This is a genomic window from Alcaligenes sp. Marseille-Q7550 (assembly GCF_965112015.1).
In genome coordinates, this window is the sequence record NZ_CBCOPU010000001.1 from 1,187,239 (window position 1) to 1,208,120 (window position 20,882).

The window sequence follows — 20,882 nt, forward strand, 5'->3', positions numbered from 1 at the left end:
ACCATGAGCCTGAAGGTTTTTGATCTCGAGTGCGAACACGGTCATGTGTTCGAGGGCTGGTTCAGCTCGCGCGACAGCTACGACGAGCAGTTGCAGAAAGGGCTGCTGCGCTGCCCGGTCTGCGACAGTCGCCAGGTCAGCCGCAAGCTGTCCGCGCCGCGCATCAATGTAGGCGCGCAGGCCCCGGCGGACCTCCCGGCGCCCATGGACAATCCCGCGCCGCCGCAAGCCCGGATGCAGGACGCCCAGGGGCAGTTCCTGCAGCAGCTGCGCTCCATGATCCGCCAGTCGGACGACGTCGGGGCCAGGTTCGCCGAGGAAGCCCGGCGCATGCACGAAGGCCAGGCGCGCCAGCGCTCGATCCGCGGCCAGGCGACCCTGCAGCAGTACCAGGAGCTGGCCGAGGACGGCATCATCGCCATGCCGATCCCGGATTTCCTGGACGACGATCGCCTGCAGTAGGGCCGTTTTCCATTTCCTTCAGGCGCCGGTGGACGGTGCTGCGATGCAGGCCCAAGGCCTTCGCCGCCTGCGACACATTCCCCTTGTGCCTTTCCAGGGCTTCCCGCAGGGCGGCCTGTTCGCGTTCCCGCAGCGTCGTTCCCTGGGGCGCGGCCGGGCGCGACGGGGGAGGCGCGGCGGTCGCGTCCTGACTCAGCCGGGGCAGGGCGGGCAACTGCGCCGCGCTCCAGACCCGGCCAGGCGCGTCCTGCAAAATGATCTGCAGCAGCACGGAGCGCAACTGCCGGTAGTTGCCCGGCCAATCGTAGCTTCGCAGGCGCTCCAGCGCCTCGTCCTGCAAGCGCGGGGCGGGGTTTTCTCCGCTCAGCCTGGCCAGTTCGCGCAGGATGTAGGGGCCCAGGTCGGGCCGATCGCGCAAGGCGGGGACGCGGCAGGTGTAATCCTGCAGGCGGAAGAACAGGTCGGCGCGGAACCGCCCCTGGCGTACCAGCGTCTCCAGGCACTGGTGGCTGGCGCTGATCAGGCGGAAATCCAGGACATGGGTCTGGTCCGAGCCCAGGGACTGCACTTCGCGTTCCTGCAGCACGCGCAACAGGCGGCTCTGCAAGGCCAGCGGCATGTCCCCGATCTCGTCCAGGAACAGCACGCCGCCGTCGGCCTGGCGCAGCTTGCCGGCGTAGCCCTGGCGGCGCGCTCCGGTGAAGGCGCCGGCCTCGTAGCCGAACAGCTCGGCTTCGATCAGGGATTCGGGCAGGGCGGCGCAATTGATGGCCACGAACGGGCCGGGGCGGGCGCGGTGGCGGCGATGCAGCTCGCGCGCCAGGAGTTCCTTGCCCGAGCCGCTTTCTCCGCTCAGCAACACGGACAGACCCATGCGCAGGGCCCGCAAGGCGGGCTCCAGCGCGTGCTGTTGCTGATCCGACAGCATCGGTCCCTGGGGCGCGGCCGGGGCGGGGAGCGGGCGTGCGGGCGCCGAAGGGCGGACATGCAGCTTGGCGGATTGCCGCGGCGCGCGCCTGCTCCAGCGCGGCCTCCAGATCCAGGCCGGGCAGCGATTGCCAGTCCTGGCCCAGCAGGGCCGCAGCCACTTCGTCGGCGGCGACGATGAGGCCGTCCTCCACCAGCAGGCGGCCGCTGAACGGACCGTCCAGCAGGGCCGGGTCCGTATGCAGATGCAGCAGGCGGCGCGCGGGTGTGCACAGCGCCTGGAGCATCTGCCGGCTGATCTGGCGCGCATACAGGCGCGCCATGTCCAGGGCATAGCTGTGCTCCAGGTCGGCGGGGCCGGAAATGTCCAGGACGCCGACGACCTGGCCGTACGGATCGCGTATGGGAGCGCCGTGGCAGCTCAGGATGCGGTTGCCGGGCAGGTAGTGCTGTTGTCCGTGTATGCGTATGGCCTGGCCGGTCACCAGCGCCGTGCCTATGGCATTGGTGCCGCGGTGGTGTTCGGCCCAGCTGACGCCGGCGCGCAGGGCGACCCGGTCGGCGCGCTCCAGGAAATGCGGGTCGCCGGCCTGTTGCAGCACGGTTCCCTGGGCGTCGCATAGCAGCACCAGGCTGTGGTGCGGACGCACCAGGGCGGCCAGCTCCTGAAGGGCGGCCGCCGAATGATGCAGCAGGCTGTGCTGCTGCTCCAGCAACTGGCGCAAGGCGCCCTGGCTCAGGTCGCGGGGCTCCTGGCTCAATTCCCGGTCCAGGGCGCGGCAACGCTCCCAGGACTGGCGCCACAGGACTTCATCTGCCTGCGGGCGGAAGGGGGACGGAAAAGACATGGTGACGCTCCGGGTGGGTGTCGCAGCGTGCGACAGCGGTTGCGGCGTGCGACAGCGGCTGTCGCATCATGCGCCTGGAGGTCTGCTCATTATGGCGGCAGGCTGCTCGGGCAACGAGTCGGGACATCCGCTATGTTGCTTGGCACGTTATTTGCTTGGATACAAGACGAGACGAAGACGACGAACGCTCTTCATCCGCGGAGCGCCCGCCGGCGCGTCCGACCATTCCACAAGGAGACATCATGAATCTGTCAGACCTGAAATCCCTGGGCCTGGACCTGGAGTTCCCCTTCAAGTCCCGCTACGACAACTATATCGGCGGACGCTGGGTGCCGCCGGTCGATGGCGAGTATTTCGACAATGTCTCGCCGGTGACGGGCCAGGTGTTCTGCCAGGTGCCGCGTTCGGGCGCCGCCGACATCGAGCTGGCGCTGGACGCCGCCCACAAGGCGCGGGCGCAATGGGGGGCGAGCTCGGCGGCCGAACGCTCCACCATCCTGCTGCGCATTGCCGACCGCATGGAGCAGCACCTGGAACGCCTGGCGGTGGCCGAGACCATAGACAACGGCAAGCCCATACGCGAGACGCGCGCCGCGGATCTGCCGCTGGCCGTGGACCACTTCCGCTACTTCGCCGGTTGCCTGCGGGCGCAGGAGGGCGCGATCTCCGACATCGACGCCACGACGGTGGCCTACCACTTCCATGAGCCCATCGGCGTGGTGGGCCAGATCATTCCCTGGAACTTCCCCTTGCTGATGGCTGCCTGGAAGCTGGCCCCGGCGTTGGCGGCCGGCTGCCCCGTTGTGCTGAAGCCCGCCGAGCAGACGCCGGCCTCCATCCTGCTGCTGATGGAGATCATCGGCGACCTGCTGCCTGCCGGCGTGGTCCACGTGGTCACCGGCTTTGGCAAGGAGGCCGGGCACGCCCTGGCGGCCTCGCCGCGCATCGCCAAGATCGCCTTCACCGGCTCCACGCCCGTAGGCAAGGAGATCCTGCACGCGGCCGCCGACCGGCTGATTCCCGCCACCGTGGAGCTGGGCGGCAAGAGCCCCAACATCTTCTTCGAGGACGTGATGCAGGCCGAGGACGCCTTCTTCGACAAGGCGCTGGAAGGCTTGACCATGTTCGCCTTGAACCAGGGCGAAGTCTGCACCTGCCCCTCGCGCATCCTGGTGCAGGAATCCATCTACGAGCGCTTCATGGAGCGGGCGCTGGAGCGCGTGGGCCGCATCAAGACGGGCAATCCCCTGGATGCCGGGACCATGGTGGGCGCGCAAGTGTCGCAAAAGCAGATGGAGCGCATCCTGGGCTATATAGACCTGGGTCGCGAGGAAGGGGCCGACTGCCTGATAGGAGGACAGCGCAACCGGCCCGGCCAGGGGCTGGACGAGGGTTTCTACGTCAGCCCCACCATGCTGCTGGGCAAGAACAGCATGCGCACCTTCCAGGAGGAAATCTTCGGACCGGTCGCCGCCGTCACCACCTTCAAGGACGAGGACGAGGCCATCGCCATTGCCAATGACACGGAGTACGGGCTGGGCGCGGGGGTATGGAGCCGCGACGGCTCGAGAGCCTATCGCGTGGGGCGCGGCGTGCAGGCCGGTCGGGTCTGGACCAATTGCTATCATCTGTACCCGGCGCACGCGGCCTTCGGCGGCTACAAGCAGTCCGGCATAGGCCGGGAGACGCACAAGGTGGCGCTGGGCAACTACCAGCAGACCAAGTGCCTGCTGGTCAGCTACAGCGATCAGGCGCTGGGCTTCTTCTGATCTTTTTCAGTCTTCAAAAACGAAAAAACCGCAGCGCGCAGGCGCTGCGGTTTTTCTCGGAGTCGAACGCGGACTTACATCACGCGGCTGCGGTATTCGCCGGTGCGGGTGTCGATCTCGATCTTGTCGCCGATGTTGCAGAACAGGGGCACGCTGATTTCCATGCCGGTGTTGATCTTGGCGGGCTTGAGCACCTTGCCGGAGGTGTCGCCCTTGACGGCGGGTTCCGTGTAGGTGATCTCGCGCACGATGATGGTGGGCAGCTCCACGGAGATGGCGCGGCCTTCGTAGAAGACCACTTCCACGGTCATGCCTTCTTCCAGGTAGTTCAGGGCGTCGCCCATGCTTTCGGCTTCGACTTCGTACTGGTTGTACTCTTCGTCCATGAAGACGTACATGGGGTCGGCGAAGTACGAGTAGGTGCACTCGCGCTTTTCCAGCATGACGATGTCGAATTTTTCGTCGGCTTTGTGCACGGCTTCGCTGTTCGAACCGGTCAGCAGGTTCTTGAATTTCAGCTTGACGACTGCGGCGTTACGACCGGATTTGTTGTATTCCGTTTTCTGAACGACCAGAGGGTCACCATTGACCATCACGACGTTGCCAACGCGCAATTCTTGTGCGATTTTCATTAAAAAAAACTCCGAATGGGGTGGCTCCGCCGAGCGTGATGTCAGGGAGCTTTGAGGAAAACAGTCTATTTTAGCGTTTTCGGGCGACTTGGGTATAAAAACTCAGCAAGCTGGCGGCCAGATCGGGCTGCCGAGCCTGTTTCGCACAGTAGCGGCGGCAGCCTGCTCGCGCCAGCGCGACAGGTTTTCCGCCTCCAGGCAGCCGGCCAGCGCCTGCGCGGCCGGCAGACGCTCCGAACGGCTCCAGGCGTAGTGCAGGGCGCGCACGGGTTCAGGCAGACCGGTGGTGTCCAGCCAGGCGTCCAGCTTGTCCAGATGGGCGTCTTCGTCCTGGACGTAAGGCTGCCAGATCATGGGAGCGCCGGCCCAGACGGCGCGCACCAGCGAGTCTTCGCCGCGCACGATGTTCAGGTCGCTGCGCCAGAGCAGGGCGTCGAAATCGGCCTGGTCGACATGGGGTATTTCCTGCACGCGCAATCGGCCCGCCGCCAGGGGCGGCAGGCGCCGGGCCACGGAGTCCGGCACCAGCAGCAGCGTCTCCGGCCCCTGTTGCGCCAGCGCATCAGGCAAGGCCAGGACCGGCGCGTCCGGGTAGCAGAACAGGAACATCTGCCGCATGGATCCGTCCAGCAGGGCGCGGCGCTGCTCGGCGGCCACGCCCAGCCGGGCGAGCAGGGCCTCGTAGGCGTCGTCGTCGCGCCGGAATGCGTCGCGCCGGGCCAACAGGTCCGGTTCGCGCAGCAGTCCGCCCGTGCCGGGCAGGAATCCGGGGAAAAAGAAATACTTGGCCGCCCCGCCGGCTTGCGGCGAGGGCAGACCGTGGCAACCCGTCACCCAGCTTTCGGCGCTGAGGTATTCCAGGTTGATCCAGACATGCTGTCCGGCCCGCAGGCGTTCGGTGACGGCCGCAGGCGGTTCGCAGGCAAAGGCCTCGATCAGCAATGGATGGGGGTCGGGGTAGCGAACACGCGTCGTGCTCCAGCGCTCGACGCGCACTCCCTGGAGGTCCTGGCTTTCCAGCTCGGGGCCCAGCTCGTTCTGGATGCGCTGGAAGCTGGCCCCGTCGTCCACCCACAGGCGCACCTGCGGGACCTCGGGCGAGGCGGCCAGCTGGCGGGCGAGCCGCCAGCACACGCCGATGTCGCCGAAGTTGTCGACGACGCGGCAGAACAGATCAACGGCGGGCATTGGGCTTCCGCGGCTCCTTGAATGGTGTTGACAGGCCCTAGTGCAGATGGACCGGATCCAGGTCGATTTCGTCGGGCAGCTCGGGGTGCTGCATTTCGCCGTGGATGTCGGGGAAGAAAGGCGCGTTGCAGTCCTCGCAGACTTCGGTCGAATGCAGGCCGGGCAGGCGATGCACGTGCTGCACGCCCAGGCTCTTGAGCAGGGCGGCGATGATGTCCGGAATGTCGATGTGCTCGTCTTCGCTGAGCGAGGACTCGGCCTCTTCCTGGCTGAGCACCGGCCAGATGCAGCCATAGATGACGGCGGGGGAGGACACGGTGCTGAAGCCCACGCGATATTCTTCAACCACCTCGTTGCCGCTGGCCACGATGACGGCGCGCAACTGATCAGGGGCGATGTTGGCGGCGGTCTGCAGCCAGGTGACGCCGGCCTGGACCGCGAGCGGCCGGATCTCCCGGTCGGCCTCGCGCGTGTTCACATAATAGGCGTTGGGCGCCAGGTACTGGACCTGGCAGCCGGTGAACAGCGGTCCCAGGATGGGCGAGCATTGCTGCACCCATTGTTCGATGCAGTGCAGATGGGCGGCATGGGCGCTTTCGCCATGCTGCTGCCAGCGGAACAGGGGCTGGCCCACGGGCGCGAGCGCCACGCCCACCAGGAAGCGGGCGTCGGCCAGCAGCGTATTGGCCTCCGAGGGGCAAGGGGCCGAACGTTCTCCTGGCTGCGGCCCAGGGCCTTGGCGGCCAGCGTGTGGGTCCATTCGTAGGCTTGCTGGTAGGTCTGGGGCATCTCGTCGTAGTTGACCAGATCGGGCACCAGCGCGCACAGCACGCCTTCGGCCAGTATGGTGTTGCGCAGGCAGGCGTCCAGTTCCTGGCGCTGGGTCTCGGTCAGGACGCCCTGCGGCAGCTGGTAGCGGGTCCAGGCGGTCAGGGGAGCGGAAAAGAGCAGGGCGTCGTAGAGCACGCCTTGATGTTCGATGCGCAGGCTCTCGGCATGGGCCTCGGCCAGTTCCATCACGATTTCGTAGTGCTGGTTCTGCTGCTGGCTGCCCAGCAGCTCCAGCGTCTGTTCGACCGACGTGTTGCGGCGGCCGGCATACAGCTTGTCCAGCAACTGGCCGGCCAGCCCTTGCCAGTAACGGTCTTCGACCTGCGAGCCGGAGCGCACCAGGGCGTCGGCATAGTTGACCAGGCGCTGGATTTCCTTGGATTGTCGTGCGAGCAGTTTGGGATTGAGTTGCGACATTGACATACGTTGCCGGTTGGTGGACACCTTAGTTTACCCCCTGGGCGGTGGCGGGGGAATGGCATGGGCGGGCAGGCCCGAAGGAGATTGACGGGCAATGAAAAACGCCCCCGCCGTGCGTGACGGCGGAGGCGTCGCAAGCAAGCTCTGCGGCTTACAGGCCTACGGAGTCGGCGACTTCCTTGAATTCCTCGATCTGGTCGAAGTTCATGTAGCGGTAGATGTTGTCGCTGTTGGCCTGCAGCACGCCCATGTCGGCCAGGTACTCCTCGCGGGTGGGGATGCGGCCCAGACGCGAGCAGATGGCGGCCAGCTCGGCCGAACCCAGGAAGACATTGCTGTTCTTGCCCAGGCGGTTCGGGAAGTTGCGGGTGCTGGTGGACATGACGGTCGCGCCTTCGCGCACCTGGGCCTGGTTGCCCATGCACAGCGAGCAGCCGGGCATTTCCATGCGCGCGCCGGCCACGCCCAGCACGCCGTAGTGGCCTTCCTCGGTCAGCTGCTGCTGGTCCATCTTGGTGGGCGGAGCCACCCACAGGCGCGTGGGGATGTCGCGCTTGCCTTCCAGCAGCTTGGAGGCGGCCCGGAAGTGGCCGATGTTGGTCATGCAGCTGCCGATGAACACTTCGTCGATCACGGTGCCGGCCACGTCGGACAAAGTCTTGACGTCGTCAGGATCGTTCGGGCAGGCCACGATGGGTTCGTGGATCTCGGCCAGGTCGATCTCGATGACCGCGGCGTATTCGGCGTCGGCGTCGGGCTCCAGCAGCTGGGGATTGGCCAGCCAGGCTTCCATGGCCTTGATGCGGCGGCCCAGGGTGCGCTCGTCTTCGTAGCCGTTGGCGATCATCCACTTGAGCAGCGTGATGTTGCTGTTCAGGTACTCGATGATGGGCTCCTTGTTCAGGCGCACCGTGCAGGCGGCGGCCGAACGCTCGGCGGAGGCGTCGGACAGTTCGAAGGCCTGTTCGATCTTCAGGTCGGGCAGACCCTCGATCTCCAGGATGCGGCCGGAGAAGATGTTCTTCTTGCCGGCTTTTTCCACGGTGAGCAGGCCCTGCTTGATGGCGTACAGCGGGATGGCGTTGACCAGGTCGCGCAGGGTGACGCCGGGCTGCATCTGGCCCTTGAAGCGCACCAGCACGGATTCAGGCATGTCCAGGGGCATCACGCCCGTGGCGGCGGCGAAGGCCACCAGGCCCGAGCCGGCGGGGAAGCTGATGCCGATGGGGAAACGCGTGTGCGAGTCGCCGCCGGTGCCCACGGTGTCGGGCAGCAGCATGCGGTTCAGCCAGGAGTGGATGATGCCGTCGCCCGGGCGCAGCGAAACGCCGCCGCGGGTGCTGATGAAGGCGGGCAGCTCGTGGTGCGTCTTGACGTCCACGGGCTTGGGATAGGCGGCGGTGTGGCAGAAGGACTGCATCACCAGATCGGAGGAGAAGCCCAGGCAGGCCAGGTCCTTGAGCTCGTCGCGCGTCATGGGGCCGGTGGTGTCCTGGCTGCCGACGGTGGTCATGCGCGGTTCGCAATAGGTGCCGGGACGCACGCCCTTGCCTTCGGGCAGGCCGCAGGCGCGGCCGACCATCTTCTGGGCCAGGGTGTAGCCCTTGCCGGTGTCGCTGGGGCTCTGGGGCAGGCGGAACAGCGTGGTGGGCGGCAGGCCCAGGGCTTCGCGGGCGCGCGTGGTCAGGCCGCGGCCGATGATCAGCGGAATGCGGCCGCCGGCGCGCACTTCGTCGAACAGCACGTCGGACTTGACCTGGAATTCGGAAATGACCTGGCCGTTCTTCAGGGCCTTGCCTTCGTAGGGGCGCAGTTCGATGACATCGCCCATCTCCATCTGGGAGACGTCAAGCTCGATGGGCAGCGCGCCGGCGTCTTCCATGGTGTTGTAGAAGATGGGGGCGATCTTGCCGCCCAGGCACACGCCGCCGAAGCGCTTGTTGGGCACGTAGGGGATGTCCTGGCCGGTGAACCACAGCACCGAGTTGGTGGCGGACTTGCGGGACGAGCCGGTGCCCACCACGTCGCCGACGTAGGCGACCAGGTGGCCCTTGTCCTTCAGGGATTCGATGAAGGCGACCGGACCTTTCTTGCCGGGCTCTTCGGGGGTGATGCCGGGACGCGGGTTCTTGAGCATCGCCAGGGCGTGCAGCGGGATGTCGGGACGGCTCCATGCGTCGGGCGCGGGGGAGAGGTCGTCGGTATTGGTCTCGCCGGTGACCTTGAAGACCGTGATGGTCAGGCTCTCGGGCACTTCGGGGCGGCTGGTGAACCATTCGCCGTCGGCCCAGCTCTGCAGCACTTCCTTGGCGTAGGCGTTGCCCTTTTCGGCCTTTTCCTGCACGTCGTGGAAGGAGTCGAACATCAGCAGGGTGTTCTTCAGGCCGTTGGCGGCGATCTGGCCCAGGCCGGGCTGGTCCAGCAGTTCGATCAGGGGGCCGATGTTGTAGCCGCCCAGCATGGTGCCCAGCAGTTCGGTGGCGCGCTCACGGCTGATCAGGGCACAGGTTTCGGCGCCCAGGGCCACGGCGGCCAGGTAGGAGGCCTTGACCTTGGCGGCATCGTCCACGCCGGCGGGGACGCGATGCGTCAGCAGTTCGAGCAGGAACGCTTCTTCGCCGGCGGGCGGGTTCTTGATGAGCTCGATCAGGTCGGCGGTCTGCTGAGCCGACAGAGGCAGCGGAGGAATGCCCAGCGCGGCGCGCTCGGCAACGTGTTCGCGGTAAGAGTCCAGCATGGTGCGGGGGCCTATCGGTAAAAGTTGAATGGAAATGCTCAAAATCGAGTGTTGCCTCGATTGTAATTTGAAGCCGGGAGTGAAGCAACAGTCTTATATCTTATATAAGACTTACGAGAAGCTGAATCAGGCCAGGAGATCGGCGTATTCCGGGTGACGCCGGATGTAGGCGGCCGCATAGCTGCACAGGGGAATCACTTTCCAGTGTTGGTTTTTTGCTGTTTCCAGGGCGTGGCGCGTCAGTCGGGCGGCGATGCCGCGGCCTTCGAGCGCCGGCGGAACCAGCGTGTGGGTGATGCTCATGACATCGCCCTCCAGCCGGTAGTCGATCAGGCAGCGCAGGTTCTCGACCGTGCAGTAGAACTGGCGGGCTTGGGTGTCGTGGCGGATTTCCAGGTCCATGGCGGTCTCCTTCAGACGGAAGCGGGTTGCAGCGCGATCAGCACCCAGAGCACGAGCATGCAGGCCAGGCCGATGAAGCAGCCGCCCCACAGGCCCATCAGCGGCCATTTGATGCCCATGGGCACCTCGTCGCGCTGGACGTGGGGCAGCAGGCGGTTGGCATTGCCGAATACGCCGCCCTGGCGCGCGGGAAAGTTCAGGCGCAGGAAGTAGTCCAGCAGCACGCCGGCCTTGAGCGAGAAAGGCAGACGCTCCCAGGGGTGCTGGGCAAGATAGGGATGGCGCAGAGCCTGGTTGGTGCGCCGCACATTGAACAGCAGCAGGTAGGTGCCCGAGACCAGGGCGGTCAGGGCGCAGGCGATCATCAGGGTCCCGGCCATGGGCAGGGCGTAGCGAACGAAATCAGAGAGCATCGAAGTCACCGGCAAGGGCGGCCCCGCGGGCTGAAGGCCGCGGGGCCGCGAGTCAAATCACTGGCGCATGATAGCGCATGCCCGGGGACTTATGGACGCTGGTCCAGCGGCACGAAGGCCTGATTTTCCGGACCGACGTAATTGGCGGTGGGACGGATGATCTTGTTGTCCACGCGCTGCTCGATGATGTGCGCCGCCCAGCCTGCGGTGCGGGCGATCACGAAGAGCGGGGTGAACATGGCGGTGGGCACGCCCATGGTGTGATAGGACACGGCGGAGAACCAGTCCAGGTTGGGGAACATTTTCTTGACATCCCACATGACGCTTTCCAGGCGTTCGGCGATGTCGTACATGCGCATGTTGCCGTCCTGTTCGGCCAGTTCCCTGGCCACGGCCTTGATGACCTGGTTGCGCGGATCCGAGACCGTGTAGACGGGGTGGCCGAAGCCGATGATCACTTCCTTGTTCTCCACGCGGCGGCGGATGTCCTCTTCGGCCTGATCCGGCGTGTCGTAGCGCTTCTGGATCTCGAAGGCCACTTCATTGGCGCCGCCGTGCTTGGGGCCGCGCAGCGCGCCGATGGCGCCGGCGATCGCCGAGTAGAAGTCCGATCCCGTGCCGGCGATGACCCGGCTGGTGAACGTGGACGCGTTGAACTCATGCTCGGCGTACAGGTTCAGCGACGTATGCATGGCGCGTTCCCACTGGGCCGAGGGTTTCTCGCCGTGCAGCAGGTGCAGGAAGTGGGCGCCTATGCTGTCGTCGTCGGTCTGCACGTCGATCATCTCGCCGTTGTGGCTGTAGTGATACCAGTACAGCAGGGCCGAGCCCAGGCAGGCCAGCAGCCGGTCGGCGATGTCGCGCGCATCGGGCAGGTTGTGGTCGTCCTTCTCGGGCAGCACGCAGCCCAGCACCGAGACCGCCGTGCGCATCACGTCCATGGGGTGGCTGTGCGCCGGCAGGGCCTCCAGGGCGCTCTGCACGGCCAGCCGCAGTCCGCGCAGGCGCTTGAGCTTCTGCTTGTAGGCGCGCAGCTCGTCGCGATTGGGCAGCTTGCCGTGGATCAGCAGGTAGGCGACTTCTTCGAACTCGCAGGCCTGGGCCAGGTCCAGAATGTCGTAGCCGCGGTAGTGCAGGTCGTTGCCGCTGCGGCCGACGGTGCACAGCGCGGTATTGCCGGCGACCACGCCCGAGAGGGCGACGGATTTCTTGGGCTTGAAGCCGGAGGTGGTGGTGTTCTCGGTACTGCTCATGCGGGTCTCCTGGTTGGCGGCGGACAGTAGCGCTGTCCGCCAGGGTAGGCTGCAGGCCGGGCCGGGCTCTCGCGCGCAAGGCGGGAGCGGGGCCGGGCTCAGGATTTCTTGTTTTTCTGGAACAGGGCGTCCAGCCTTTGCTCGTAGGCATGGTAGCCGATGCGATCGTAAAGCTCCTCGCGCGTCTGCATCAAGTCCACCACGTTCTTCTGGTGGCCGTCGCGGCGGATGGCTTCATAGACCGTTTCGGCCGCCTTGTTCATGGCGCGGAAGGCCGACAGCGGATACAGCACCATGGCGACCTGCGCCGAGGCCAGCTCCTGCACCGTGAACAGCGGCGTCTTGCCGAACTCGGTGATGTTGGCCAGCACGGGAACGTCCAGCGCCTGCGTGAACCGGCGGTACGTATCCAGATCGTAGCAGGCTTCGGCGAAGATGCCGTCCGCGCCCGCCTCGACGCAGGCCCGGGCGCGTTCCAGCGCCGCGTCCACGCCTTCCACGGCGATGGCGTCGGTGCGCGCCATGATGAAGAAGTCGGGATCGGTGCGCGCGTCCACGGCGGCCTTGACGCGGTCCACCATCTCATCGGCGCTGACGATCTCCTTGCCGGGGCGATGGCCGCAGCGCTTGGCTCCCACCTGGTCCTCGATGTGGCAGGCGGCGGCCCCGAACTTGATCAGGCTCTTGATGCTGCGGGCGATGTTGAAGGCCGAGGCGCCGAAGCCCGTGTCTATGTCCACCAGCAGCGGCAGCTCGCATACGTCCGTGATGCGGCGGATGTCGGTCAGCACATCGTCCAGGGTGTTGATGCCCAGGTCGGGCAGGCCCAGCGAACCCGCGGCCACGCCGCCGCCCGACAGGTAGATGGCGCGGTAGCCGGCGCGTTGCGCCAGCAGGGCGTGGTTGGCGTTGATCGCGCCGATGATCTGCAGGGGCTGCTCCTCGCGCAGCGCCTGGCGGAAACGGGCGCCTGCCGAAGTCAGGGGGGTGGCTCATGCTTGGCTCCAAGATAAAGAGTGCCGGCGGACTGGGCGCCGCGGCGTCCAGGCGGTTTTAGCAAATAGCATGCCAAATTGTACCGAAGGGTCGGCGACGGGGGCCGCGCCGCCTGTTCATGCCTGTTGCGCGCGCCGGGTCTCATTCGCCGCCTGCGGATGGCTGCTTGCGTCCGCGTTCCAGATGTTTCATTATTGAAACCTTGCTTGAAACAGTGTTTCGTTTTTGTTCTGGAGATTCGTGGATGCCCTATGCCCCGGCAAGCTCGGCCCGCCTGCGCATCGTCGCAGTCGGGCTGCACGGACTGCGCGCCTTGCTGGAAGAACTGGCGCCTGCGTACCGCAATCAGGCGGAAATACTGATCGTCGACAAGGCATACGGCGAGGCGGTGGACATGGTCCAGGCGCTGCGCGGGACCGGGGAAATGGACGTGGTGGTGTCCGCCGGCTCCAACGGCAGCTATCTGCGCGAGCATCTGGACCTGCCGGTGGTCATGGTGCGGCCCGGCGGCTTCGACATCATGCGCGGGCTGGCGCTGGCGGCGGCCCAGGCGCGCCGCATGGCCGTTGTCACCTACGGCGGCATGCCGGCCGAGCTGCAGGAGTTCGTGGACGGTTTCGGCCTGCCCGTGGAGCTGCGCACCTACCGCAGCGAAATCGACGCCCAGGCCTGCGTCCAGGAGCTCAGGCGCCTGGGCGTGGAGCGGGTGCTGGCGCCCGGGCTGGTCGTGGACCTGGCGCGCGACTGCGGCATGGACGGCGTGCTGCTGTATTCGCAGGGCGCCGTCCGCGAAGCGCTGGAGGCGGCCATCGAGCTGGCCAGGGTGGCCCGCGCCGAGGCGGCGCGCCGCGATCGGCTCAACACCATCCTGGCCCAACTGCGCGACGGCGTGGTGTCCGTGGACGCGGACGAGCGGGTGGAAACCGTCAATCCGGCCATGGAGGCCTGGCTGGGGCAGCCCGCCCAGGCGCTGCTGGGGCGGCGTCTTAGCGAACTGCATCCCGAACTGGATCTGAGGCCGACCCTGCGCAGCCTGGAGAGGCAGCAGGATGCCGTGCAGCAGGTGGGCGGCCGTACCGCGGTCGTCACCCGCATGCCCATCCTGGAGCAGGGCCGGCTGACCGGCGCGGTGCTGGTATGCCAGGACCCGGCCGCCATCCAGCGGCTGGATCGCAGCCTGCGCTCGCGCAGCCATCAAGGCGCTTCACGGCACGCCCGTTACGAGCTGGCCGATCTGGTGGGCGACAGCCCCGCCATGCAGCGGGTGCGCGAACAGGCGCGCGCTTGCGCGCAGAGTGCGGCCACCACGCTGATCATCGGCGAGAGCGGCACGGGCAAGGAGCTGCTGGCCCAGGGCATACACCGGGCCAGCGGGCGGCGCGCCCAGCCGTTCGTGGCCGTGAACTGCGCGGCCTTTCCGGACAGCCTGCTCGAGAGCGAGCTGTTCGGCTATGTGGAGGGCGCCTTCACCGGATCGAGCCGCGGCGGCAAGGTGGGCCTGTTCGAGGCGGCCCACACGGGCACCTTGTTCCTGGACGAGATCGGGGAGATGCCCTTGTCCCTGCAGACGCGGCTGCTGCGCGTGCTGCAGGAAAAGGAAGTGCTGCGCATCGGCGCGATCGAGCCCACGCCGGTGGACGTGCGCATCATTGCCGCCACGCATCGCGACCTGGCCGCCCAGGTGCGCGAGGGGCTGTTCCGCCAGGACCTGTTCTACCGGCTGAACATACTGGTATTGCGCCTGCCCGCCCTGCGCATGCGCAGCCAGGATCTGCCCATGCTGGTCGCGCACCTGGCGGCCAAGGTGGCGCAGCGGCTGGGAGGGGCGAGCGCGCCGGATCCGGGGCTGCTGGATGATTTGCTGCAGGCAGGGCGTTCCTATGCCTGGCCGGGCAATATCCGCGAATTGGAGAACCTGATCGAGCGCCTGACGGTGCTTGGCGCTGAAAGGGCCGACCGGCCCTTGTCGCTGGCGGACATCGCGCCGGAGCTGCTGGCCGTCGAGCCGGCGCCCGGCCAGGCAGGCGAGGAACTGCGCGAGCAGCGGGAGCGCAGCGAGCAGGCGCATCTGCTGCGGGTGCTGGAGCAGTGCGGCGGCAATCGTGAATTGGCGGCCGTCCGGCTGGGCATCAGCCGGACGACCTTGTGGCGCAAGCTGCGCAAGTAGGGCGGGACCTGGAGCCGGGGGAAATCTCGCGCCGAAAAAAAATCCCCGCCGGCGTCAAGCGGCGGGGATCGCATGAAGCGGGTGATGAAATCAGCCCAGCAGGTCTTTCACGCCGTCGCGTTCTTCGAGCAGTTCGTTCAGGGTGTGGTCCATGCGTTCGCGAGAGAAGGCGTCGATCTCCAGGCCTTCCACGCGCTTGTACTCGCCGTTCTCGGTGGTGACGGGCACGCCGTAGATGATGCCTTCGGGGATGCCGTAGGAGCCGTCGGAAGGCACGCCCATGGTGACCCACTTGCCGTTCGAGCCCAGCACCCAGTCGCGCACGTGGTCGATGGCGGCGTTGGCGGCGGAGGCGGCCGAGGACAGGCCGCGCGCTTCAATGATGGCCGCGCCGCGCTTGCCCACGGTGGGGATGAAGGTGTTGCGGTTCCATTCCTGGTCGTTGATGATGGCGTCGATCTTCTCGCCGTTGACGGTCGCAAAGCGCGTGTCGGGGTACATGGTGGGCGAGTGGTTGCCCCAGACGATCAGGTTCTCGATGTCGGCCACGGGCTTGCCGGACTTGGCGGCCAGTTGCGACAGGGCGCGGTTGTGGTCCAGGCGCAGCAGAGCGGTGAAGTTCTTGGCGGGCAGGTCGGGAGCCGACTTCATGGCGATGTAGGCATTGGTGTTGGCGGGGTTGCCGACCACCAGGACCTTGACGTCGCGGCTGGCGACCTTGTTCAGGGCGCGGCCCTGGGCGGTGAAGATCTGGGCGTTGAAGGCCAGCAGGTCCTTGCGCTCCATGCCGGGGCCGCGCGGGCGGGCGCCGACCAGCAGGGCGATGTCGACGTCCTTGAAGGCTTCTTCGGGATCGCTGTGGGCGGACATGCCTTGCAGCAGCGGGAAGGCGCAGTCGTCCAGTTCCATCATGACGCCCTTCAGGGCTTTCTGGGCTTTCTCGTCGGGCAGCTCCAGCAGCTGCAGGATCACGGGCTGGTCTTTGCCCAGCATTTCGCCGGAAGCGATGCGGAACAGCAGGGCATAGCCGATCTGGCCGGCTGCACCGGTCACAGCAACGCGCATTGCGGGTTTGGACATGAGAGTATGACTCCGTTTTGGGGTTTGAAAGGCGGTGACGAAAAACACAGTTTAATGCTTTTGCGGACGTCGCATCACGTCCGGCCGGCGGTTTTTCGAAGGGGCGGCGGGGTCCCTTTTTTCACTGCGCAGCCTAGACCAAAACGGGCGGCGCGTCAAACGTCTTATATCTTATATAAGACAGAAGAGTGTTAGACATTCGGGGCCGGGCATGCGAAAATTGGCGCACTGTCTATTTTATTTACAAGTGCGCCGGGCGCCTGCCGGCGTCGCGCATTTGTCCATTATCAACCATGTCTGAAAACGTGCCGCCCCTACGCGCCCAGGAAATCGAAAAATCCGCGCCCAGTGCGGCCTATAGCCCACTGTACCAGCAGATCAAGGCCCTGTTGCTGCAGGGTCTGGATCGCGGCGAATGGAAACCGGGCGAATCCATCCCCAGCGAACTGGAACTGGCGGCCCGCTTCCAGGTCAGCCAGGGCACGGTGCGCAAGGCCATCGACGAGCTGGCCGCGGACAACCTGCTGATTCGCCGCCAGGGCAAGGGCACCTTCGTGGCCACGCACCACGAGGCGCGCGTGCGCTTTCGCTTCCTGCGCCTGGCCCCGGACGACGGCAAGCCCGTGCCGTCCTCCAGCCGCATCCTGGACGTGCGCCGCCTGAAGGCCCCGGCCGATGTGGCTCAGTTGCTGGATCTGCGCACCTCGGACATGGTGGTCAACCTGCGCCGGGTCCTGGCCTTCGACCAGACGCCCACCATCTACGACGACATCTGGCTGCCCGGCTCGGTCTTCAAGGGCCTGACCATGGAGGCCGCCAGCCAGAACAAAGGCCCCATGTACGCCTGGTTCGAGAGCAAGTTCGGCGTCAGCATGGTGCGGGCCGACGAAAAAATCGGCGCGGTCGCCGCGACGGGGGAGGCGGCCGCCGTGCTGCATGTGCCCGAAGGCACTCCCTTGCTGCAGGTCGAGCGCGTCTCCTACACCTATGGTGATCGCCCCATGGAACTGCGCCGCGGGCTCTACCTGACAGAGCGCTTCCATTATCGAAACACTTTGAACTAGACCGACGGCATACGGCATTTGATACTGCATCGTCCAGTCAAATCGGTGAAAATACCAAGGTTAATTTGTAATTACTTTTTTTATCTACTTCGAGGCCATCATGTCTGATACCGCACCCAAGCAGCGCCCGCAGTATCGCAATATCAGCGTGCCGCAGATATTGAGCTACCGCTTGCCACTGGCGGCAAAATCATCGATTTTGCATCGCGTCAGCGGCGCATTGCTGTTTCTTTGCCTGCCGCTCGTGCTGTTGCCGCTGTTCTCCCTCAGTGTCAGCTCTCCCGAATCGTTCGAGACCCTGCGCAGCTATGTCGACAATCCTGTCTGTAAGCTGATCCTGCTGGTCCTGATCTGGGGCTACCTGCACCACTTCTGTGCCGGCATCCGCTACCTGATCCTCGATCTGCACATCGGCAACGACAAGGAATCGGCCAAGAAATCGGCCGGTATGGTTTTCGGGGTCAGCTTGGCGCTCGCCCTGGTGTTTGGTCTGAAACTGTTTGGGGTGTGGTAATGGCTACTCGTGAACGCATCGGCGCACACCGTCTGGTGGTCGGCGCCCACTATGGCACGCTGGATTTCCTGGCGCAGCGGGTCACGGCCGTCATCATGGCCGTCTACACCCTGATCATCGTCTGCGGCATCCTGTTCAGCAGCGAACTCAACTTCGACACCTGGCGCGGCCTGTTCACCTTCCGCGTCGGCTCCCTGCCGCTCGGCCAACTGCTGGCCACGCTGTTCTTCCTGTCCCTGTCCTGGCACGCCTGGATCGGCGTGCGCGACATCTGGATGGACTACGTCAAGCCCGCCGGTCTGCGCCTGCTGATGCAGGTCCTGACCCTGCTGTGGCTGGTGGCCTCCGTCGTATTCTTTGCAAAAATCATCTGGAGTCTCTAAACCGTGGCTTCCATCAAAACTTCTCTGCCCCGCCGCCAGTTTGACGTGGTGGTGGTCGGCGCCGGCGGCGCCGGCATGCGCTGTTCCCTGCAACTGGCCCAGGCCGGCCTGTCCGTCGCCGTCCTGTCCAAGGTGTTCCCAACCCGCTCCCATACCGTGGCCGCCCAGGGCGGCGTCAGCGCCTCGCTGGGCAACATGAGCGAAGACCATTGGTACTGGCACATGTACGACACCGTCAAGGGGTCCGACTGGCTGGGCGACCAGGACGCCATCGAATTCATGTGCCGCGAAGCGCCGCACGCCGTGTACGAGCTCGAACACTTCGGCATGCCCTTCGACCGCAATCCCGACGGCACCATCTACCAGCGCCCCTTCGGCGGCCATACCGCCAACTTCGGCGAAAAACCCGTTCAGCGCGCCTGTGCCGCGGCCGACCGTACCGGTCACGCCATGCTGCATACGCTCTACCAGCGCAACGTGGCCGCCCGCACCCAGTTCTTCGTGGAATGGATGGCTCTGGACCTGCTGCGCAACGAAGCCGGCGACGTGCTGGGCGTGACCGCCCTGGAAATGGAAACCGGTGAAATCTACATCCTGGAAGGCAAGCGCGTGGTGCTGGCCACCGGCGGCGCCGGCCGCATCTGGGCCGCTTCCACCAACGCCTTCATCAACACGGGCGACGGCCTGGGCATGGCCGCCCGCGCCGGCCTGCCTCTGCAGGACATGGAGTTCTGGCAGTTCCACCCCACCGGCGTGGCCGGCGCCGGCGTGCTGATCACCGAAGGCGTGCGCGGCGAAGGCGGCATCCTGCTGAACAAGGATGGCGAACGCTTCATGGAGCGCTATGCGCCCACCCTGAAGGACCTGGCCCCGCGCGACTTCGTGTCCCGCTCAATGGACCAGGAGATCAAGGAAGGCCGCGGCTGCGGCGACGGCAGCTATGTGGTCCTGAAGCTGGATCACCTGGGCGCCGACGTCATCAAGAAGCGCCTGCCTTCGATCCGCGAGATCGCCATCAAGTTCGCCAACGTGGACCCCATCAAGGATCCGATTCCGGTCGTGCCCACCATCCACTACCAGATGGGCGGCATCCACACGAACTACTACGGCCAGGTCGTCACCCGCACCGCCTCCGGCGAGAGCAAGATCGTCAACGGCTTGTACGCCATCGGCGAATGCGCCGCCACCTCGGTGCACGGCGCCAACCGCCTGGGCACGAACTCGCTGCTGGACCTGATCGTCTTCGGCCGCGCCGCGGGCAACCACATCGTGGCCTCGCACCCCGAAAAAGATCACTCCCACCAGGAAATCAACCAGTCGTCCATCGACTTCTCCCTGGATCGCGTCAACCGCCTGGAATCGCGCACCTCCGGCGAGAAGGCCCAGGACGTGGGCAACAAGATCCGCACCGCCATGCAGGCGCACTGCGGCGTGTTCCGCACGCTGGATCTGCTGCACAAGGGCGTGGACAAGATCGAATCCCTGGTTCCCGAAGTCAAGGACATCTACTTCAAGGACAAGTCCAAGGTCTTCAATACGGCCCGCATCGAAGCGCTGGAAGTCGCCAACATGATCGAAGTGGCCCGCGCCACCACGAAGTCGGCGGCCAACCGCACCGAAAGCCGCGGCGCCCATGCCCTGAGCGACCATCCCGAGCGTGACGACGAGAACTGGCTGCGTCACACCCTGTGGTTCTCCGAAGGCAGCCGTCTGGAATACAAGCCCGTCCAGATGAAGCCCCTGACGGCCGAAACCATTCCGCCCAAGGCCCGGACTTTCTAAGCAGGATATTGAAATGAGCCAAACTCGCAAGGTCAAATTCGAAATCTACCGCTACGATCCCGACAAGGACGAGCGTCCCTACATGCAGAAGCTGGAAGTCGAGCTGCAGCCCACCGACAAGATGCTGCTCGACGCTATCCTGCGCATCAAGAACGAAGTGGACGACAGCGTTGCGTTGCGCCGCTCCTGCCGCGAAGGCGTGTGCGGGTCCGATGCCATGAACATCAATGGCAAGAACGGCCTGGCCTGCACCACGAACCTGCGCGACCTGAAGGAGCCCATCGTGCTGCGCCCGCTGCCCGGCCTGCCCGTGATCCGCGACCTGATCGTGGACATGACGCACTTCTTCGACCAGTACCATTCGGTCAAGCCCTACCTGATCAACGACGCGCCACCTCCTGAAAAAGAGCGCCTGCAGACGCCCGAGGCGCGCGAAGAGCTGGACGGCCTGTACGAGTGCATCCTGTGCGCCTGCTGCTCGACCTCCTGCCCCTCGTTCTGGTGGAACCCCGACAAGTTCGTCGGCCCCGCCGGCCTGCTGCAGGCCTACCGCTTCATCGCCGATTCCCGCGACGAAGCCACCGGCGAGCGTCTGGACAATCTGGAAGATCCGTACCGGTTGTTCCGTTGCCACACGATCATGAACTGTACGGACGTCTGTCCCAAGGGTCTGAATCCGTCGCACGCCATCGGCAAGATCAAAGAAATGCTGGTGCGTCGCAGCATCTAAAAGGTGGGTATGGACCAATGAGAACATTGACGGAACTGGAACGCGCGCGTCTGCGCTGGCGGGCGCGCCGCGGGCTGCTCGAAAACGACCTGATGATCACCCGTTTTCTGGATCAGTACGAAAGCGAGCTCACGGACGTGGATGTGTCGGCCCTGACCCGTCTGTTCGAAATGGACGATACAGTTTTGCTGGATGTCCTTCTGGCTCGTTCCGAGCCGGAAGGGCGGTACGACACGCCCGACATCCGGCGGCTAGTGGAAATTATGCGAAAGCTTTAACCTTGA

General features: G+C 65.6%; 19 protein-coding genes and 2 pseudogenes. 9 read left to right on the plus strand and 12 right to left on the minus strand.

Annotated features, from left to right (window positions below; all coding sequences use genetic code 11):
• The first annotated feature begins 3 nt into the window (after positions 1-3).
• Positions 4-462, plus strand: a complete 459-nt coding sequence (locus ACWPWO_RS05705) for a DUF1178 family protein (protein ID WP_454005106.1) — start codon at positions 4-6, stop codon at positions 460-462.
• Here the strand turns inward: ACWPWO_RS05705 and ACWPWO_RS05710 are convergent.
• Together ACWPWO_RS05710 and ACWPWO_RS05715 are read right to left on the minus strand one after the other, a co-directional pair.
• Positions 413-1,390: a sigma-54-dependent Fis family transcriptional regulator gene (locus ACWPWO_RS05710; RefSeq protein WP_454005108.1), complete on the minus strand. Its 978-nt coding sequence runs from the start codon at positions 1,388-1,390 to the stop codon at positions 413-415. The genes ACWPWO_RS05705 and ACWPWO_RS05710 overlap by 50 nt on opposite strands.
• A 349-nt stretch (positions 1,391-1,739) precedes the next feature.
• Positions 1,740-2,237, minus strand: a pseudogene (locus tag ACWPWO_RS05715) (GAF domain-containing protein); the annotation flags it as partial.
• 242 nt (positions 2,238-2,479) lie between these two features.
• On the opposite strand from ACWPWO_RS05715, the gene exaC reads away from it, so the two are divergent.
• Positions 2,480-4,006: an acetaldehyde dehydrogenase ExaC gene (gene exaC / locus ACWPWO_RS05720; RefSeq protein WP_454005110.1), complete on the plus strand. Its 1,527-nt coding sequence runs from the start codon at positions 2,480-2,482 to the stop codon at positions 4,004-4,006.
• A 74-nt stretch (positions 4,007-4,080) separates the two neighbouring features.
• Here the strand turns inward: exaC and efp are convergent, their stop codons facing one another.
• The 9 genes and pseudogenes from efp to prpB all read right to left on the minus strand — a co-directional run bounded on the left by efp (position 4,081) and on the right by prpB (position 12,865).
• Positions 4,081-4,638, minus strand: a complete 558-nt coding sequence (gene efp / locus ACWPWO_RS05725) for an elongation factor P (protein WP_394064858.1) — start codon at positions 4,636-4,638, stop codon at positions 4,081-4,083.
• Between the two features lie 102 nt (positions 4,639-4,740).
• On the minus strand, positions 4,741-5,826 hold the full coding sequence (earP, locus tag ACWPWO_RS05730) for an elongation factor P maturation arginine rhamnosyltransferase EarP (RefSeq protein ID WP_454005112.1): 1,086 nt from the start codon (positions 5,824-5,826) through the stop codon (positions 4,741-4,743).
• A 37-nt stretch (positions 5,827-5,863) separates the two neighbouring features.
• Positions 5,864-6,586 (minus strand): DUF2863 family protein, encoded by a 723-nt coding sequence (locus tag ACWPWO_RS05735; RefSeq protein ID WP_454005114.1) that lies wholly within the window; start codon positions 6,584-6,586, stop codon positions 5,864-5,866.
• 8 nt (positions 6,587-6,594) lie between these two features.
• Positions 6,595-7,080 (minus strand): annotated as a pseudogene (locus tag ACWPWO_RS05740) (DUF2863 family protein); the annotation flags it as partial.
• A 148-nt stretch (positions 7,081-7,228) separates the two neighbouring features.
• On the minus strand, positions 7,229-9,814 hold the full coding sequence (gene acnB, locus ACWPWO_RS05745; RefSeq protein WP_454005116.1) for a bifunctional aconitate hydratase 2/2-methylisocitrate dehydratase: 2,586 nt from the start codon (positions 9,812-9,814) through the stop codon (positions 7,229-7,231).
• A gap of 126 nt (positions 9,815-9,940) precedes the next feature.
• Complete coding sequence (locus tag ACWPWO_RS05750; RefSeq protein ID WP_454005118.1) at positions 9,941-10,216, minus strand: GNAT family N-acetyltransferase; 276 nt, start codon at positions 10,214-10,216, stop codon at positions 9,941-9,943.
• 11 nt (positions 10,217-10,227) lie between these two features.
• Positions 10,228-10,629, minus strand: coding sequence for a hypothetical protein (locus tag ACWPWO_RS05755; protein ID WP_454005120.1), 402 nt, complete (start codon positions 10,627-10,629; stop codon positions 10,228-10,230).
• A gap of 89 nt (positions 10,630-10,718) precedes the next feature.
• Complete coding sequence (gene prpC / locus ACWPWO_RS05760) at positions 10,719-11,882, minus strand: bifunctional 2-methylcitrate synthase/citrate synthase (protein WP_454005122.1); 1,164 nt, start codon at positions 11,880-11,882, stop codon at positions 10,719-10,721.
• Positions 11,883-11,980: 98 nt separating this feature from the next.
• A complete protein-coding gene (gene prpB / locus ACWPWO_RS05765; protein ID WP_454006279.1) occupies positions 11,981-12,865 on the minus strand; it encodes a methylisocitrate lyase in 885 nt (294 codons plus the stop codon).
• Between the two features lie 257 nt (positions 12,866-13,122).
• On the opposite strand from prpB, the gene prpR reads away from it, so the two are divergent.
• The gene (prpR, locus tag ACWPWO_RS05770; RefSeq protein ID WP_454005124.1) at positions 13,123-15,045 is read left to right on the plus strand and encodes a propionate catabolism operon regulatory protein PrpR; all 1,923 of its coding nucleotides are present in this window, start codon (positions 13,123-13,125) and stop codon (positions 15,043-15,045) included.
• A gap of 90 nt (positions 15,046-15,135) precedes the next feature.
• Here the strand turns inward: prpR and ACWPWO_RS05775 are convergent, their stop codons facing one another.
• Positions 15,136-16,125 carry a malate dehydrogenase gene (locus tag ACWPWO_RS05775; RefSeq protein WP_454005126.1) on the minus strand — a complete coding sequence of 330 codons (990 nt, stop codon included), beginning with the start codon at positions 16,123-16,125 and terminating at the stop codon, positions 15,136-15,138.
• A 293-nt stretch (positions 16,126-16,418) separates the two neighbouring features.
• Here ACWPWO_RS05775 and ACWPWO_RS05780 point away from each other — a divergent pair, with 293 nt between their 5' ends.
• The 6 genes from ACWPWO_RS05780 (at position 16,419) to ACWPWO_RS05805 (ending at position 20,876) form a co-directional block, all read left to right on the plus strand.
• Positions 16,419-17,189 (plus strand): GntR family transcriptional regulator, encoded by a 771-nt coding sequence (locus ACWPWO_RS05780; protein WP_454005128.1) that lies wholly within the window; start codon positions 16,419-16,421, stop codon positions 17,187-17,189.
• Between the two features lie 100 nt (positions 17,190-17,289).
• Positions 17,290-17,703: a succinate dehydrogenase, cytochrome b556 subunit gene (gene sdhC, locus ACWPWO_RS05785; protein WP_454005130.1), complete on the plus strand. Its 414-nt coding sequence runs from the start codon at positions 17,290-17,292 to the stop codon at positions 17,701-17,703.
• Entirely contained in the window at positions 17,703-18,086 is a 384-nt protein-coding gene (sdhD, locus tag ACWPWO_RS05790) for a succinate dehydrogenase, hydrophobic membrane anchor protein (protein WP_454005132.1), read from the plus strand. The genes sdhC and sdhD overlap by 1 nt, the downstream gene beginning before the upstream one ends.
• 75 nt (positions 18,087-18,161) lie before the next feature.
• On the plus strand, positions 18,162-19,868 hold the full coding sequence (sdhA, locus tag ACWPWO_RS05795) for a succinate dehydrogenase flavoprotein subunit (protein WP_454006281.1): 1,707 nt from the start codon (positions 18,162-18,164) through the stop codon (positions 19,866-19,868).
• Positions 19,869-19,881: 13 nt separating this feature from the next.
• The gene (locus ACWPWO_RS05800) at positions 19,882-20,598 is read left to right on the plus strand and encodes a succinate dehydrogenase iron-sulfur subunit (protein WP_394064883.1); all 717 of its coding nucleotides are present in this window, start codon (positions 19,882-19,884) and stop codon (positions 20,596-20,598) included.
• Between the two features lie 17 nt (positions 20,599-20,615).
• The gene (locus tag ACWPWO_RS05805; RefSeq protein WP_394064885.1) at positions 20,616-20,876 is read left to right on the plus strand and encodes an FAD assembly factor SdhE; all 261 of its coding nucleotides are present in this window, start codon (positions 20,616-20,618) and stop codon (positions 20,874-20,876) included.
• Positions 20,877-20,882 lie beyond the last annotated feature (6 nt).